The organism is Amycolatopsis sp. NPDC051716 (assembly GCF_040681595.1).
In the GTDB taxonomy this organism is placed as follows: domain Bacteria; phylum Actinomycetota; class Actinomycetes; order Mycobacteriales; family Pseudonocardiaceae; genus Amycolatopsis.
Genome location: NZ_JBFAZA010000013.1, coordinates 44,465 through 58,930 on the forward strand (window position 1 = coordinate 44,465; position 14,466 = coordinate 58,930).

The window sequence follows — 14,466 nt, forward strand, 5'->3', positions numbered from 1 at the left end:
GCAGTTCTACTTGCCGAACCCGGCTCGCCGGAGTGCGTCGGCCATCGAGCCGCCGGCGTTCCCGCCGCTGCCGCTGCCGCTGCCCCCGCCACTGCCGCGGCCACCGCCGCCACCACCACGGCGATCGCCGCCGCCGCTGCCGCCTCGGCGCTGACCGCCGCCACCCTGACCGCCGCCGCCACCGCCCTGGCCACGGTCCCGGCGCTCGCCGCCGCGGTTGCCCGAGGCCGCTCCCGGCTCGTCGTCCAGGCGCAGCGTCAGGGAGATCCGCTTGCGCGGCACGTCCACGTCCAGCACCTTCACCTTCACGATGTCCCCGGGCTTCACGACCTCACGCGGGTCCTTCACGAAGTTCTTCGACAGCGCCGAAACGTGGGCCAGCCCGTCCTGGTGCACGCCCACGTCGATGAACGCGCCGAACGCCGCCACGTTCGTCACGACGCCCTCCAGCCGCATGCCCGGCTTGAGGTCGCCGATCTTGTCCACGCCCTCGGCGAACGTCGCCGTCTTGAAGGCCGGGCGGGGGTCGCGGCCCGGCTTGTCCAGTTCCGACAGGATGTCCGTCACCGTCGGGAGGCCGAACGTCTCGTCCACGAACTCCGCCGGGCGGAGGGAAGACAGCGTCCGCGTGTTGCCGATCAGTGCACGGATGTCCGTGCCCGTCTTCGACAGGATCCGCCGGACCACCGGGTACGCCTCCGGGTGCACCGCCGACGAGTCGAGCGGGTCGTCGCCGTCCGGGATGCGGAGGAAGCCCGCGCACTGCTCGAACGCCTTCGGGCCCAGCCGCGCGACCTCCTTCAGCGCCGTCCGGGAACGGAACGGGCCGTTCGTGTCGCGGTGGGCCACGATGTTCTCCGCCAGGCCCGTCGTGATGCCCGAGACCCGGGTCAGCAGCGGCGCCGACGCCGTGTTGACGTCCACGCCCACCGCGTTCACGCAGTCCTCGACCACCGCGTCCAGCGAGCGCGACAGCGAAACCTCGGACAGGTCGTGCTGGTACTGCCCGACGCCGATCGACTTCGGGTCGATCTTCACCAGCTCGGCCAGCGGGTCCTGCAGCCGGCGGGCGATCGAGACCGCACCGCGCAGCGAGACGTCCATGTTCGGCAGCTCCGCCGAAGCGAACGCCGACGCCGAGTACACCGACGCGCCCGCCTCGGACACGATCGCCTTGGTCAGCTTCAGTTCCGGGTGCTTCTTGATCAGCTCGATCGCGAGTTTGTCCGTCTCGCGCGACGCCGTGCCGTTGCCGATGGAGATCAGGTCGACCTTGTGCCGCGCGCACAGCGCCGCGAGCTCGGCGATCGACTGGTCCCACTTGTTCGCCGGCTGGTGCGGGTAGATGACGTGGGTGTCGACGACCTTGCCGGTCGCGTCCACGACCGCCACCTTGACCCCGGTCCGGAAGCCCGGGTCGAGGCCCATGGTGGCGCGGGTGCCGGCCGGCGCGGCCAGCAGCAGGTCGCGCAGGTTGGCCGCGAACACGCGGACGGCGTCGTCCTCGGCCGCCTGGCGCAGCCGCATCCGCAGGTCGATGCCCAGGTGGAGGAGGATCTTGGTGCGCCACGCCCAGCGGACGGTGTCGCCGAGCCACTTGTCGCCCGGGCGGCCCTGCTGCGCGATGCCGAACTTCGCGGCGATGCGCTGTTCGTAGTCGGTCGGGCCCACCTGCGGCTCGTCGCTCGGCTCGTCCGGCGACATGGTGAGGTCCAGGACCTCCTCCTTCTCGCCGCGCAGCATCGCGAGGATCCGGTGCGAGGGGAGCTTCGTGTACGGCTCGGAGAAGTCGAAGTAGTCGGAGAACTTCGCGCCTTCCTCCTCCTTGCCCGACCGGACCTTGGCGACCAGGTGGCCCTGGCCCCACATCTTCTCCCGCAGGTCACCGATGAGGTCGGCGTCCTCGGCGAAGCGCTCGACGAGGATCGCGCGGGCGCCGTCGAGGGCGGCCTGCGCGTCCGCGACGCCCTTGTCGGCGTCGACGAACACCGCCGCCGCGGCCTGCGGGTCCGTCGAAGGGTCGTTCAGCAGGCCGTCGGCCAGCGGCTCGAGCCCCGCTTCCCGCGCGATCATGGCCTTCGTGCGGCGCTTCGGCTTGTACGGGAGGTAGATGTCCTCGAGCCGCGACTTAGTGTCCGCGGCGAGGATCGACGCCTCGAGGGCCTCGTCCAGCTTGCCCTGGCTGCGGATGGATTCGAGCACGGCGAGCCGGCGCTCGTCGAGTTCCCGCAGGTAGCGCAGCCGCTCTTCGAGCGTGCGCAGCTGCGCGTCGTCGAGCATGCCGGTGACTTCCTTGCGGTAACGGGCGATGAACGGCACGGTCGAACCGCCGTCGAGCAGCTCGACGGCGGCCTTGACCTGTCCTTCGCGCACGCCCAGTTCTTCGGCGATCTTCTGCTCGACCGACACGCTCACTGCAACACGCTCCTGCTTCGCCTGGTTCCGATCGTCTCATTCTGCCGTTTCCGCCGCCCCGACTTTCGGATGGGGCTGACATCGAGCACCTTGACAACGAGATTGGTCTAGTCCACTTTGTGGTGACCTGCCTCACTCGTGTTCGTGGAGGTCCCCGTGGTCCCCAAGGTCCGCTTCGCTCTGCTTTCCTTACTTTCGGTGGTCACGCTGTGTCTGGGCGTGACGTTCGTGCTCGCCGGCAGCGCTTCGGCGGCCAACATCCTGGCCAACCCCGGCTTCGAAGCCGGCACCACGGGCTGGACTTGCACCGGCACGTCGGCCGCGGTGAGCTCGCCGGTGCACGGTGGCAGCCGCGCCCTGAACGCGACGCCGTCGTCGTCGGACAACGCCCAGTGCTCGCAGACGCTCACCGTCTCAGCGAACACGGCGTACAAGCTGTCCGGCTGGGTCCAGGGCAGCTACGTCTACCTGGGCGTCTCCGGCTCGGCGACGACCAGCACGTGGACGCCCGGCACCAGCGGCTACCAGCAGTTGTCGTTGAGTTTCACGACCGGCTCGAGCACGTCGCTGACGGTCTACCTGCACGGCTGGTACGGCCAGCCGGCGTACTACGCCGACGACGTCAGCCTCGACGGCCCCGGCACCCCGCCGACGACCACGCCGACGACGCCGACCACCCCCACGACCCCGACCACGCCGCCCACCACGACCACCCCGCCGACGACGACGACCACGACGCCGCCCACGCAGGGTGACCTGCCGAAGCACGTCCTGACCGGCTACTGGCAGAACTTCTACAACGGCGCCAAGGCGCTGAAGCTCGCCGATGTCCCGACGAAGTACAACATCATCGCGGTGTCGTTCGCGGACGCCACCGGCACGCCGGGCGCGGTGAGCTTCACCCTGGACTCCGGCCTGTCTTCGCAGCTCGGCGGCTACACGGACGCCCAGTTCAAGGCCGACATCAAGACGGTGCAGGCGCGCGGCCAGAGGGTGATCATCTCGGTCGGCGGCCAGAACGGCACGATCAGCGTCAGCGACTCTTCGTCGGCGAACAACTTCGCGAACAGCATCAAGTCACTGATCGCCAACTACGGCTTCGACGGCGTCGACATCGACCTCGAGAACGGCATCAACGCCACGTACATGGGCCAGGCGCTGCGGAGCATCTACAACGGCGGCGGCAAGGTCCTCACGATGGCGCCGCAGACGATCGACATGCAGTCCACCGCCGGCGGCTACTTCCAGCTGGCGCTGAACATCAAGGACATCCTGACGATCGTCAACATGCAGTACTACAACTCCGGTTCGATGAACGGCTGCAACGGCAACGTCTACTCCCAGGGCACGGTCGACTTCCTGACGGCACTGGCCTGCATCCAGCTGCAGGGCGGCCTGCGCGCGGACCAGGTCGGTCTCGGCCTCCCGGCCTCCCCGCAGGCCGCGGGCGGCGGCTACCAGGCCCCGGCCAACACGGTTTCGGCGCTGAACTGCCTGGCCCGCGGAACGTCGTGCGGCTCGTTCAAGCCGTCGGCGACGTACCCGTCGATCAGGGGCGCGATGACGTGGTCGATCAACTGGGACGCGTCGCAGGGGTACGCGTTCGCCAACACGGTGTCGGCCGGGCTCGCGGGCCTGCCGTGACCGTGCGCTGAGCAGGCCCTCCCGGCGGCGCGGTCCGGGAGGGCCACTCATGCGTTCACTTCGGGCCGGGCTCTGGAATCATGGCTCGCATGACGGCTCGGCGCTCGCGGGTCATCGCCACCGCAGGAGTGGCGTGTTCGAGTGGTGCTCAGGTCGTGGCCGGCATGGTCGGCAGCTCTGCGTGGCAGTGGCTGTTTCTACTCGCCACCGTCTTGACCATGGGTGCCGGTACCTGGGTGGGCACACCCGACCTCGAAAAAAATCCGATTACTTGACTCGTGCCACTGCCACGAGTCAAGTAATCGCACGCTGGGTCGCCTTCAGCCCTCAGCCCTCAGCCCTCAGCGCGGCGTCAGCGGCAGCCGCAGGGCTCCCGGTGCCTCCGGCGGGACGACCGGACGTCGAGGAGCCACCGCCGCCACCCGCCGATACGGCGCACCCAGCGGTGGCCGCGGGTCCTCTTCGCCGCGGTTCGGCCAGAACGCCATCGCCCGCTCGGCCTGGGCCGTGATCGTCAGCGACGGGTTCACGCCCAGGTTGGCCGAGATCGCCGAGCCGTCCACCACGTGCAGTCCCGGGTAGCCGTACAGCCGCTGGTACGGGTCGACCACGCCGGTTTCGGGAGAATCCCCGATCGTGCAGCCGCCGATGAAGTGGCCCGTGATCGGGACGTTCGCCAGGTCCGTCCACGCTCCCTGGGGCAGGCCGCCGATCTTCGAAGCCACCCGGCGCGTCACCTCGTGCCCGGCCGGAATCCACGATGGTGAAGGGGCGCCGGAACCCTGGCGAGTCGTCATGCGCCGGCCGAACAGCCCGCGTTTCGTGTACGTCGTCACCGAGTTGTCCAGCGTCTGCATCACCAGCAGCCCGATCATCCGCTCCGACCAGTGCCGCGGGTTGTGGATCCGTAGCAGGTCACGGCGGGACCGCCACAGTTCCCGCAGCCCGAGCACCCAGCGCCGACGCCCCGGGGCCGCGTCCACCAGCACCGTCGCCAGCAGGCCCATCAGGTTGCTGCCACGCCCGTACCGCACCGGCTCCACGTGCGTGACCGCGTCGGGGTGGATCGACGACGTGATCGCGACGCCTCGCGAGTAGTCCGTGTCCGCGCGCAGTGACCGCGCCGCCAGGACGGCTTCGGAATTCGTGCGGGCCAGGAGACCGAGCCGAGGGGACACGAGCGGCAGCGTTCCGGTGTCCCGCATCCGGTGCAGCAGGCGCTGGGTGCCCAGGGCGGCCGCGGAGAACACCACCTGCGACGCCGTGAACGTCCGGCGGGAACGGCCGCCGGTGCGCCGGGTGTCCACCGCGTACCCGCCGGAGATCGGCCGCACCGAAACCGCGGTGGTCAGGGCGTGCACCACGGCACCCGCCCGCTCGGCCAGGTACAGGTAGTTCTTCACGGTCGTGTTCTTCGCCCCGATCCGGCACCCGGTCATGCACTCGCCGCACAGCGTGCAGGACGACCGCCGGGGTCCGGCGCCGCCGAAGAACGGGTCCACCCCGGACTGTCCGAAGTAGACGCCGACGGGCGTGCGGCGGTACGTGTGGCCGATGCCCATGTCCTCGGCCACCGAACGCAGCACCCGGTCCGCGGCCGTCGTCGCCGGGTTCTCGACCACGCCGAGCATCCGCTTCGCCTGGTCGTAGTACGGCGCCAGCTCGGCTTTCCAGTCCGTGATGTGCGCCCACTGCGGGTCGGCGTAGAAGCCGTCCGGTGGCTCGTACAGCGTGTTCGCGTACACCAGCGAACCCCCGCCGACGCCGGAGCCGCTCATCACGAACGTGTTCTTGAGCAGCGTCAGCCGCTGGATGCCGAAGCAGCCCAGTGCCGGCGCCCACAGATACTTCCGCACCCGCCACGACGTCTTCGCGAACTCGTCGTCGGCGAACCGGCGGCCGGTCTCCAGCACGCCGACGCGGTAGCCCTTCTCGGTCAGCCGCAAGGCCGTGACGCTGCCGCCGAAACCCGAACCGATCACCAGGACGTCGTAGTCCATCAGCCCGCCACCCGGTAGTCGGCGACGTCGAAGCGCCGGGTCCGGCGGTCGTACTCGGTGACCAGGCCGGGCCAGTTGGTCGTCACCCGGCCGTCGGCCTGCCGGTACCAGCTCGTGCAGGCGGTCCACACGCTGCGGCCCAGCCGCCGCTGCACCTCCCGGTCGTACCGCTCTTCGACCTCCGGTCGTACGTCCAAATAGGACACCCCGGGCCGGGTGAGCCGCTCCACCGCCTGGCGGATGTAACGCGCCTGGCGCTCGATCATGTAGATGATGGACCCGGCGCCGAGGTTCGTGTTGGGGCCGTAGACGCAGAACAGGTTGGGGAAGCCGGGCACGGTGATGCCCAGGTACGCCCGCGCGCCGCCGGACCACTCGTCCGCCAGCGACCGTCCGCCGAGGCCGCGCACCGCCATCCGGCCGAGGAACTCCGTCGCGGCGAAGCCGGTGCCGTAGATCAGGACGTCCGCCTCGATCTCCGTCCCGTCCTCGACCCGCACGCCCTTCTCGGTGATCTCGGCGATCCGCCGTGTTTCGACGTCGACGTCCGGCTGGGCGAGGGCGGGCAGGTAGTCGTTGGTGAAGAGGATCCGCTTGCAGCCCAGCGGGTACGCCGGCTTGAGCTTCGCCCGCAGCTCCGGGTCCGCGATGTGGCGGCGCCGCAGCTGCGCGGTCCGCAGCTCGAACATCTTCGCCAGCACGGGGTGGCGCGTCATCGCGTAGGTGGCGTACTCGGCGAGCAGGAAGATCCGCAGCCGGCCGAGCAGCTGGGTCGGCGGCAGGTGCTCGAACAGCCAGTGCTGCCACCGCCGGTAGCGCGGATCGGACTTCGCCATGACGTACGGCGGCGTGCGCTGGAAGACCGTGACGTGCTGCGCGCGTTTCCGCAGCTCGGGCACGAACTGCACGGCGCTGGCCCCGGTTCCGATGACGGCGACGCGCTTGCCGGTCAGGTCGACGTCGTGGTCCCACCGCGCGGAGTGGAAGGCGTCGCCGGCGAAGCTCTCCCGGTTGGGGATGTTCGGCAGCACCGGGCGCGACAGCTGCCCGACGGCCGGGACGAAGACGTTCGCCTCGAACGTCTCCCCGCTCTTCGTCTCGACGCGCCAGAGCCCGCGGGCTTCGTCGAACGCGGCCCCGGTGACCTCGGTCCGGTACCGGATGTGCGGTTCCAGGCCGTACTTCGCGATGACGCGCCGCAGGTAGGCGAGGATGTCGGGCTGGTGCGAGAACCGCTTCGGCCACCGCGGGTTGGGCTCGAAGGAGAAGGAGTACAGCGGCGAGGGGATGTCGCACGCGGCGCCGGGGTAGGTGTTGTCCCGCCAGACACCGCCGGGTTCGGCGGCGCTCTCCAGGATCGTGAACTCGGTGAACCCCGCGCGCTTGAGCTCGATCGCCGTCCCGATGCCGCCGAACCCGGTGCCCACGATCAGCACCGACGGCCCCTTCGCCGAACCAGTCATGCCCGAAAAGCTACGGACTCCGGGCCTGTGACAACAGGCCACGAACGGTCACTCAATCGAGATTTCCGGCCAGGGTGGGGGTGTTCCCCCGGGCAGGAGCCACTCCGGCTGCGGCGCTGCACCCTGCCGGCGGAGCTGAACGAACGGCTGCGGACCCGGCGGAAGATCCAGCCGGCGCTCTTCTTCTTCGAAACCGTCGACCGCTTCGGCATCGAGACCGAACTGAGCTTGGTGCAGCTCGACATCGCCGGCTGGTCGTCGCACGGTGGCAACCAGGCCGACCTCGTGCTGCGGGAGCCCTTGCACGACCCACCGTCGCCGGCCGCGCGACCGATCTGGCAGCTGTGGTCGGCCGGGCGGCCACCGGTGGCGAACCTCTGGGCCGGCCACGACCGCGTCGAATGGCTGCGGGCCGCGCTGGCACACCGGCGCGCCGAGGGGCCCGACCGGCCGCCGGGCCGGGTTTACCGGGTCGACGGTGCGCACGTCACCGACGTCACGAGCTACTACTGCGCGCTCGGCGAAGCGGTCAACGGCCCGGGTGGGTACTTCGGGTGGAACCTCGACGCGCTCGCCGATTGCCTGCGCGGTGGCTTCGGCGCGACTCCGCCGTTCACCGTCGTGGGACCCGAGGTGCCGCACGTCCGCGAAGTCTTCGAACGGGCCGGCGTCACGCTACGGGCAACACCCTGACTTCGTGCGTTTCCGCGGCCGCCTCGGCCCACATCACCAGTTCGGCCGCCGACTTCTCCAACGCCGCCAGGTCCCGCTTCGCGAGCTTCTCGAACGGCGACAGCTCGATCACCGCCGCCTTGCGGGACGTCTTGATCTCCCAGAAGCCGCACACCTGGCCGTCCACCAGCAGCGTGCCTTTTACCAGGCCGTTCTGTGAGATCACGCGTTTGCGGCAGGCGTCCGAGATCACCCGGGTGCGGTCCGCGTACGACAGGATCATCTGGTCGAACGGTCCGAGCAGTCGCGGCGGGGCCGGGACGTCCTCGCCGGGCAGCGTCAGCTCCGGCAGGTCCAGCAGCTCGCGGCCGTCCTCGTCGCGGTACCGGCGCAGGTCCATCGAGGCAGCCACCTCACCCAGGCGCGTGATGCCCGCCCACGTCTGCACGTCCGCCACCGTGGCCGGGCCGAACGCGCGCAAGTACCGCGAAATCAGCGAAGCGGGCGAAGGCGGCGACAGAGGAGCGCCGACCCACTCGTCGAGGCACGCGTACGTCGTCTGCCCGGCCTTGCCCCAGATCGCCCGGGGCGGCGTCTGCACCAGCGGCAACCGGCCCCGGGCCAGGTGGGTCAGGGAGGCCGCCGGGACGTCCCAGCTTCGCGCCAGCTCGGCGCCCAGTGCGGTGCCCGGCATCGGCCCTCCGAGGAGCAGCTTCCGCGCGGCCTCGCTGACGAGATCGTGGTCGAGCCCGGCCAGTGCGCGGGCGTGCAGGGCGTTCTGCTTCAGGTCGCGGTCGTAGATCCCCTGCACCACCGGCCGCCACGCCAGCGCGTCCGCCGCCGTCACCAGGTGGACCGTGCCGCGCATCAGCGCGATCCGCACCACGCGCCGGCTCTCGAGCAGCTCCGCCAGTTCCGCCGGCCGGAACCCCGCCAGCCGCGACCACAGCCCGAAGTACGGCGGGAACGGCGCCTGCGCCTGGAGCCCGGCCAGGTGCTCCACCGCGTCGTACGCGGACATCTTCGCCCGGCGCAGCAGCAGCTGGCGTTCCAGCGTGGCGCGGTTCACGGCTCGGCGGCTCAAGGTCTCCACGTCGTCACCCTAACGACCATCCAGGACAGTTCCGGTCCTCGATTGGACACCTTCTCCGGTCGTGATCCAGAATTCCGGCCATGGCCGAGCTCGCCGCGCCCGCCGTCGTGGACTGGGACTTCCCCCGCGGCACCGCGAGCATCGAGTTGATGACCCGGTTCGCCGCGGAGCGTGGGGTGCCGGCCGAAGAGCTGCTCGCCGCGACGACACTGACGCCGGAACTGCTCGCCGACCCGGCCGTCCAGGTCGACGCCCGCCAGGAACTGGCCGTCGTCCGGGCGCTGGCCGCTCTCGACGGCTCCGACGCGGCGGCGCTGGAGCTGGGCCGCCGTTACCGCGTCACCACCTTCGGCATCTTCGGCTTCGCCTGCATCAGCAGCCCGACGTTGCGCGACGCGATGCTCTTCGCCCTTCGCTACTTCGACCTGAGCTTCGCCTTCTGCATCCCGCACGTCGTGCTCGGCGCCGACCGGCTGACGCTGGAACTCGACGACAGCCGCGTGCCCGCCGACGTCGCCCGCTTCCTCGTCCTGCGGGACCTGGCCGCGATCTTCGCCGTCATGCGCGACCTGCTGCCCGAGATCGCGCTGGACGAGCTGACCTTCCGGCACGGACCGTCCACGCCGGACGGGTACCTGGCCGCGTTCGGCGTGCTGCCGCGCTTCGGCGCCGACGGCTGCCGCGCGACCCTCGATCCGGCGCTGCTGAGCCGGCCGCTGCCGCAGGCCAACGACCAGACCGTCGCCCTGTGCGCCGCGCAGTGCGAAGCGCTCGTCGCGCGGCGGCGGCAGCGTTCGGGCATTTCCCAGCAGGTGCGGGAACGCCTGGTCCGCCTCGGCGGCGTCGACGCCGGAATGGACGAAATCGCCCGCCAGCTGACGCTCAGCACGCGCACCCTGCGCCGGCGCCTGACCGAAGCCGGCACGAGCTACCGGACGCTGGTCGACGAGGTCCGACAGACGCTCGCCGAAGAGCTCCTCGACACCGGCGTGCTGTCGGTCGAGGACGTCGCCTACCGGCTCGGGTACGCCGAAGCGTCGAGCTTCATCCACGCGTTCAAGCGCTGGACCGGGATGACACCGGCGGCGTTCGCCCGTCGCTTCCGCGCCGCTCGGCGAGGACCGCCGGGTAGGTGATCTTCAGCAGGTTGAGGAGCGAATCGGTGAGGAAGGTGCGCAGCGCCGCGCGGTCCAGCGTGCCGCGGATCAGCCACTCCCGCGACGCCGCGCGCAGCATCCCGCCGAACGACCGGATCATCGCCCGCAGCTCTTCGCGGCCTTCGGTCACGCCGGTCATCAGCGCGGCCTCCAGCACCCGGTCGGCGGCGATCTCGTCGGCCTCCAGCATGATCCGCTCGATCTCGGGGTCGCGCCCGGCCGCCTCCGGCCCGATCACGGTCAGCCAGGCGTCACGGTTGCGGTCCACGACCTCGATCCACCGTTCGACGCCGATCGCCAGCCGCCGTTCCATCGTGGTGTCCGGCAGCGCCTCGGTGACCGGCGCGGGCACGATCATCAGCTGCCGCACCACTTCCAGGTACAGCTCGCGCTTCCCGCCGAAGTAGTGGTTGATCAGCGGGCGCGCCACCCCGGCGGCCTCGGCGATGTCCGAAGTGGACACCGAGGCGTAGCTGCCCGCGCCGAACAGGTGCCGGGCGGCGGCGAGGATCTCCGCACGCCGTTCGGCCGGTTCGAGCCGGCGGCGCCGGGGCCGGGTCCCACTGGTCATCCGCTCAGCCTCGCGGGGGATCGGCACGCTGTCAACAAGTAGTTGACCCATTGTCAAAAGAGTGACTCCGGTAGCGGGCACGGGGTGTTTCGCGCCAACCTTTGTCGTTACGCAACCGGAACAACCCGCCGGTAACTCCGCGGCGCCCGGATGCGACGAGACGGCTGGGGCCGCGACCGGGGGTAGGAGCAGATGAACGACGAAGGCGCGCCGATCCGGCCGGCCGGGCGCTGGGTGAGCGTCCGCCTGCAGCATCGCCACGTCAGCTTCGACGACGGCTTCGAAGCCGACGAGCCGCTGCCGGACGGCGACTGCGCGGACGAAGCGTCCCTGTCGTACTCGGGCATCGTGATCTCCAGCTACGACCGGGGCGAGAAGGTGTCCGAGCGCTGGATCCCGCTGGGTGTCGACCCGTCCGAAGCGGACGACGAGCAGCTCATCGGCCAGCTGCGGGAGGCGCTGCTGTGGCAGGCGGGGCGGCCGCCCCAGGCCGCGGAGGAGTGAGCGCTGGCTAAGGTGGGGCCATGCTGCTGGGGCGCATCTTCGTGGTCGTGGCGCTGCTGGCTTCGGCCGCCTGCTCGACCGGCAAGGACGCGGTGGGGTCGCCGGACACGTTCGAGTTCGTCTCGCCGGGTGGGCGGACGCAGCTGTTCTACGAGCCCGGTCAGCGCAAGCGCGTGGCCGAGCTGGCCGGTCCCGATGTCACCGACCCGGGCCGGCGGATCGCCCTGAGCGACTACGCCGGGAAGGTCGTCCTGCTCAACCTGTGGGGCGCGTGGTGCCCGCCCTGCCGTTCGGAGGCGCACACCCTCAAGGCGATCTCGGCGCGCGGGAAGAGCGAAGGCGTCGAGGTCCTCGGCCTCAACGTCCGCGACAACCGCCAGTACGCCGCCGACTTCGCCCGCGACTTCGACCTCGGCTACCCGTCGATCCACGACGACTCCGGGCGGATCGCTTTGCGGCTGCGCGGGATCCCGCTCGCCGCGGTGCCGATCTCGCTGATCGTCGACAAGCGGCAGCGGGTCGCCGCCGTCTACCTCGGAGAGGTCCTCGAACAGGACATCCGCCCGGCCTTGGACCGCGTGCGGGCCGAGTAGCGGCTCAGGTGCGCAGGCCCTCGAAGGCCACCTTGCACACCGCGTCCGCAACCTCGGCCGCCGCTGATCCGCGCCGCGGCTTGTACCACTCGATCAGCGAGTTCACCATGCCGAACACCAGCCGCGCGGTCACCGCCGGGTCGACGTCCGGGCGGACGTCGCCCTCCGCTTCGGCCTGCTTGACCAGGTCCGTCACCAACCGGTCGAATTCGCGCCGCCGCGTCAGCGCCGCCCGCTCCACCTTCGTGTTGCCGCGCACGCGCAGCAGCAACGTCACGAACGGCAGCCGGTCCGCCAGCACCAGCACGCTGCCGCGCACCAGGTGCTCCAGCCGGTCGATCGCGCGCCCGTCGAGCTGAGCCGTCTCCGACGCGACCTCGAACAGCCCGTCCAAAGCGCGGTCGACCGCCAGCCGCAGCAGCTCCTCCTTGCTGGGCACGTGGTGGTAGATCGCCGACTTCGTGATGCCGAGCTTGCGGGAGAGGTCCTCCATGCTGGTGCCGTCGTAGCCGCGCTCGTTGAACAGCTTCACCGCCACCTGCAGCAGTGATTCGAGGTCGTAGCCGGGCCGCCCGCGCCGCGGGGCCGTCACGGCTTGTCCCGCTGGTCCACGATCCGCCGCATCTTGCCCATGGACCGCTCCAGCGTGTCCGGGTCGACGACGTCCACCGACACCGTCACGCCGACGCCGTCCTTCACGCCGGTGACCAGCTCCGAGGCCGCCCGCGCCCGGTCGTCGCCGGATGCGTCGTGCCGGGCCTCGACCAGCACGGTCAGGTGGTCGAGCCGGCCGCGCGTGGACCGGACGAGCTGGAAGTGCGGGCTCAGCCCGGCCGTCCGCAGCACGATCTCCTCGATCTGCGTCGGGAAGACGTTGACCCCGCGCAGGATGATCAGGTCGTCGGTGCGCCCGGTGACCTTGGCCATCCGCCGGAAGGCCGGCCGCGCGGTGCCCGGGTTCAGCTCGGTCAGGTCGCGGGTGCGGTAGCGGATGATCGGCAGCGCCTGCTTGGTCAGCGAGGTGAACACGAGCTCGCCGGTCTCGCCGCCGGCCAGGACGTCCTCGGAGTACGGGTCGATCACCTCCGGGTAGAAGTGGTCCTCCCAGATGTGCAGGCCGTCCTTCGTCTCGACGCACTCCTGCGCGACACCCGGGCCCATCACCTCCGACAGCCCGTAGATGTCGACGGCGTCGAGCGCGAACCGGTCCTCGATCTCCGCGCGCATCTGCTCGGTCCACGGCTCGGCGCCGAAGATGCCCACCTTGAGCGAGCTCGCCCGCGGGTCGACGCCCTGGCGTTCGAACTCGTCGAGCAGCGTCAGCATGTACGACGGCGTGACCATGATGACCTCGGGCTTGAAGTCGGTGATCAGCTGCACCTGCCGCGCGGTCATCCCGCCGGAGGCCGGGATCACCGTGCAGCCCAGCTTCTCCGCGCCGTAGTGCGCGCCGAGCCCGCCGGTGAACAGGCCGTAGCCGTAGGCGACGTGCACCTTGTGCCCCGGCCGCCCGCCGGCGGCGTGGATCGAGCGGGCCATCACCGTCGCCCAGGTGTCGATGTCCTGCTCGGTGTACCCGACGACGGTGGCCTTGCCGGTGGTGCCGCTGGAGGCGTGGATGCGCCGCACCTGCTCCTGCGGCACCGCGAACATCCCGAACGGGTAGTTCTCCCGCAGGTCCTGCTTGGTGGTGAACGGGAACTTCGCCAGATCGGCCAGTTCCTTGCAGTCGTCCGGGTGGACGCCGGCTTCGTCGAACTTCCGCGTGTAGGCGGGCACGTTCGCGTAGGCGTGCCGGAGTGTCCACTGCAGACGTTCCAGCTGGAGGGCGGCCAGCTCGTCCGCGCCGATGTCCGTCTCGATCATGGTCAGTCCCGTTTCGCGGAGAGGACGCGGCTGCGGCCGCGGAATTCGGCGACGACCTCGGGCCCTCCGGGGGTCTCCCGGTGCACGGTGACGTCGTAGATGCCGTTGCGGCCGTAGCGGGTGCGCTCGGTGGCCGTGGCGACGAGGTGGTCACCCAGCCGGCCGGCCGCGACGAAGGAGATCTCCGCGCCCGCGGCGACCGTGACCGGGCCGTGGGTGTTGCAGGCGCAGGCGAACGCCGTGTCGGCGAGCAGGAAGACGTACCCGCCGTGCGCGATGTCGTGCCCGTTGACCATCGCGCGCGTGATCGTCATGGTCGCGACAGCCCGGCCTTCGCTCGCTTCGACAAGTTCGATGCCCAACGCGCGCGAGGCCTCGTCGGCGGCGAACATGGTGTGCGCGGCGTTGGTCATCTGCTCTCCGTCCGAATAGACCTGCGGCGCGAAGCGCCTCCGCTGAGGGTGGCGGCGGGGGCATGGATGGACTGA

At 70.6% G+C, this 14,466-nt stretch carries 13 protein-coding genes; 5 read left to right on the plus strand and 8 right to left on the minus strand.

Annotated features, from left to right (window positions below; all coding sequences use genetic code 11):
* Positions 1-6 precede the first annotated feature (6 nt).
* A complete protein-coding gene (locus AB0M30_RS19430) occupies positions 7-2,415 on the minus strand; it encodes a Tex family protein (protein ID WP_364585394.1) in 2,409 nt (802 codons plus the stop codon).
* 156 nt (positions 2,416-2,571) lie between these two features.
* On the opposite strand from AB0M30_RS19430, the gene AB0M30_RS19435 reads away from it, so the two are divergent.
* Entirely contained in the window at positions 2,572-4,059 is a 1,488-nt protein-coding gene (locus tag AB0M30_RS19435) for a glycosyl hydrolase family 18 protein (RefSeq protein WP_364585667.1), read from the plus strand.
* A 341-nt stretch (positions 4,060-4,400) separates the two neighbouring features.
* Here the strand turns inward: AB0M30_RS19435 and AB0M30_RS19440 are convergent, their stop codons facing one another.
* Together AB0M30_RS19440 and AB0M30_RS19445 are read right to left on the minus strand one after the other, a co-directional pair.
* A complete protein-coding gene (locus tag AB0M30_RS19440) occupies positions 4,401-6,059 on the minus strand; it encodes a GMC family oxidoreductase (protein ID WP_364585395.1) in 1,659 nt (552 codons plus the stop codon).
* Positions 6,059-7,522, minus strand: a complete 1,464-nt coding sequence (locus AB0M30_RS19445; RefSeq protein WP_364585396.1) for an NAD(P)/FAD-dependent oxidoreductase — start codon at positions 7,520-7,522, stop codon at positions 6,059-6,061. The genes AB0M30_RS19440 and AB0M30_RS19445 overlap by 1 nt, the downstream gene beginning before the upstream one ends.
* A 27-nt stretch (positions 7,523-7,549) precedes the next feature.
* Between AB0M30_RS19445 and AB0M30_RS19450 the strand changes: the two genes are divergently transcribed.
* On the plus strand, positions 7,550-8,215 hold the full coding sequence (locus AB0M30_RS19450) for a barstar family protein (RefSeq protein WP_364585397.1): 666 nt from the start codon (positions 7,550-7,552) through the stop codon (positions 8,213-8,215).
* Here the strand turns inward: AB0M30_RS19450 and AB0M30_RS19455 are convergent.
* The gene (locus tag AB0M30_RS19455) at positions 8,193-9,287 is read right to left on the minus strand and encodes a winged helix DNA-binding domain-containing protein (RefSeq protein WP_364585398.1); all 1,095 of its coding nucleotides are present in this window, start codon (positions 9,285-9,287) and stop codon (positions 8,193-8,195) included. The two genes, AB0M30_RS19450 and AB0M30_RS19455, sit on opposite strands and share 23 nt — an antisense overlap.
* An 80-nt stretch (positions 9,288-9,367) precedes the next feature.
* Here AB0M30_RS19455 and AB0M30_RS19460 point away from each other — a divergent pair, with 80 nt between their 5' ends.
* On the plus strand, positions 9,368-10,423 hold the full coding sequence (locus AB0M30_RS19460; RefSeq protein ID WP_364585399.1) for an AraC family transcriptional regulator: 1,056 nt from the start codon (positions 9,368-9,370) through the stop codon (positions 10,421-10,423).
* Here the strand turns inward: AB0M30_RS19460 and AB0M30_RS19465 are convergent.
* Positions 10,344-11,015, minus strand: a complete 672-nt coding sequence (locus AB0M30_RS19465) for a helix-turn-helix domain-containing protein (RefSeq protein WP_364585400.1) — start codon at positions 11,013-11,015, stop codon at positions 10,344-10,346. The genes AB0M30_RS19460 and AB0M30_RS19465 overlap by 80 nt on opposite strands.
* Before the next feature lie 192 nt (positions 11,016-11,207).
* On the opposite strand from AB0M30_RS19465, the gene AB0M30_RS19470 reads away from it, so the two are divergent.
* Together AB0M30_RS19470 and AB0M30_RS19475 are read left to right on the plus strand one after the other, a co-directional pair.
* Complete coding sequence (locus AB0M30_RS19470) at positions 11,208-11,519, plus strand: hypothetical protein (protein WP_364585401.1); 312 nt, start codon at positions 11,208-11,210, stop codon at positions 11,517-11,519.
* Positions 11,520-11,539: 20 nt separating this feature from the next.
* Positions 11,540-12,112 carry a TlpA disulfide reductase family protein gene (locus AB0M30_RS19475; RefSeq protein WP_364585402.1) on the plus strand — a complete coding sequence of 191 codons (573 nt, stop codon included), beginning with the start codon at positions 11,540-11,542 and terminating at the stop codon, positions 12,110-12,112.
* A gap of 4 nt (positions 12,113-12,116) precedes the next feature.
* Here AB0M30_RS19475 and AB0M30_RS19480 read toward each other — a convergent pair whose 3' ends face one another.
* The 3 genes from AB0M30_RS19480 to paaI are packed head-to-tail and all read right to left on the minus strand — an operon-like array spanning position 12,117 to position 14,391.
* The gene (locus AB0M30_RS19480; RefSeq protein ID WP_364585403.1) at positions 12,117-12,704 is read right to left on the minus strand and encodes a TetR/AcrR family transcriptional regulator; all 588 of its coding nucleotides are present in this window, start codon (positions 12,702-12,704) and stop codon (positions 12,117-12,119) included.
* Entirely contained in the window at positions 12,701-13,978 is a 1,278-nt protein-coding gene (gene paaK, locus AB0M30_RS19485; protein ID WP_364585404.1) for a phenylacetate--CoA ligase PaaK, read from the minus strand. The genes AB0M30_RS19480 and paaK overlap by 4 nt, the downstream gene beginning before the upstream one ends.
* A gap of 2 nt (positions 13,979-13,980) precedes the next feature.
* The gene (paaI, locus tag AB0M30_RS19490; RefSeq protein ID WP_364585405.1) at positions 13,981-14,391 is read right to left on the minus strand and encodes a hydroxyphenylacetyl-CoA thioesterase PaaI; all 411 of its coding nucleotides are present in this window, start codon (positions 14,389-14,391) and stop codon (positions 13,981-13,983) included.
* Between the last annotated feature and the right edge of the window lie 75 nt (positions 14,392-14,466).